Source organism: Mesorhizobium sp. M7A.F.Ca.AU.002.02.1.1, from assembly GCF_003998535.1.
In the GTDB taxonomy this organism is placed as follows: domain Bacteria; phylum Pseudomonadota; class Alphaproteobacteria; order Rhizobiales; family Rhizobiaceae; genus Mesorhizobium; species Mesorhizobium ciceri.
On sequence record NZ_RZPB01001158.1, the window covers coordinates 1 to 1357 of the forward strand.

Here is a 1357-nt window from a genome sequence, read left to right on the forward strand (position 1 = left end):
GTGCGCTACCGCCCGCTTGTCGACGAGTATCTGGAACAGAAGCGGCCGGCCGGCTGCCATCTGCGGCAGCCATGAAAGCGGTCAGAGCGGTTCACCGTTTCACGGAAACGGCGAACCACTCCAACTCCTTGTTTGGCGCAATTCCGGACGGAAAACCGTTTCACACTTTTCCTGGAATTGCTCTAGCGCATCAGTTCGAAATGCCGCGGGAATGCCTGATGCAGCAGGAGCAGCATGGTCTTGCGCAGCACGTTGGTGTCACGGCTGGATGGATTGAGATGATCCCAATACCAGGCGCCGTGGACCAGATAATTCAGGCTCTCCGACAGCGTGTCGATGTCGACGTCGGTGTAACCGCCGCTGCGCGAAATCTCGATCAGCAACTCGCGCGCTTCGGCGGTGTAGGCAAGATCGCTCGGCAGGCCGATCTCATTGTAGATCTGCATGCTCTTGCGGTCGCTGGAGAACACGACAAAGACCGAAACCCATTTCGGGTGCTGGCGGGCGAAACGTTGCGCGCAATCGACCGCGCCCAGGGCCCGCTCAACCGGCGACAGGCCGGGCGCTCGCACCAGCGTCACCCACAGCTCGTCGTATCGATCGCTGAGATACTGCAGGACGGCGCGAAACAGGTTCTCCTTGCTGCGGAAATGGAAGACGACCAGGGCATTGGACGAGCCGACATGTTCGGCGATGCGCTGCATGGTGACGCTTGCCAGTCCCTCCTCCGCGATGAGCTCGATGGTGGCGTCGATGATCCGCTGCACGCTGGCTTCGCCGCGTTCGCGCCGACGGTCCTTGGGCGGCGCGGCATCGTTTGCCGCACGTCCATTCTTCGCCGTTGCGCCTTTGCGTTTTGCCGCCGCAGTGTTTTGTTGCGCCATCTTCGTCCAGCTCCTTTCGGACTTCTGCCGGCGATCGCCGGCGCCGCCACGGATCCGTCTATTCGAGGTGTCCGGCGTCGGCTCACCACAACCGAAACCGCAGATCAACCACGATCGCGGCAAGGGCCGCATCGCCCTGTTATAGCGACGGGCGCGTTTCGGCGTTTGTGTACCACTGCCCCTTGGCCATCTCATAGGCCATGGCCGCCCGGAAGACATCGGCATCGCAATAGGTGCGGCCGACGATCTGGATGCCTGTCGGCACGCCGCTTGCCGCCCGGCCCGACGGCACGGATAGAACCGGACAGCGGCTCATCATGTTGAACGGCGTCGTCATCACCCAGCCAAGCGACGGGTTCACCTGCTTGCCGTTGATCTCGACCGTGCCCGTTGTCTGATCGAACTCCGCCGGCACGGCGGGAAGCGCGTTGGTCGGGCAGATCATCACATCCGAGGGCCCCAGCAGCGGCCCC

At 62.8% G+C, this 1357-nt stretch carries 2 protein-coding genes; both read right to left on the minus strand.

Annotated features, from left to right (window positions below):
- Positions 1 to 182 precede the first annotated feature (182 nt).
- Entirely contained in the window at positions 183 to 884 is a 702-nt protein-coding gene (locus EN879_RS36060) for a TetR/AcrR family transcriptional regulator (protein ID WP_063168086.1), read from the minus strand.
- Between the two features lie 139 nt (positions 885 to 1023).
- The coding region (locus EN879_RS36065) for an amidase family protein (RefSeq protein WP_245493936.1) at positions 1024 to 1357 on the minus strand (334 nt) is incomplete at its 5' end.

Bases quoted from the DNA above. Each gene is read 5' to 3' on its own strand.
- EN879_RS36060 (WP_063168086.1), bottom strand. From the start codon at position 884: ATGGCGCAACAAAACACTGCGGCGGCAAAACGCAAAGGCGCAACGGCG.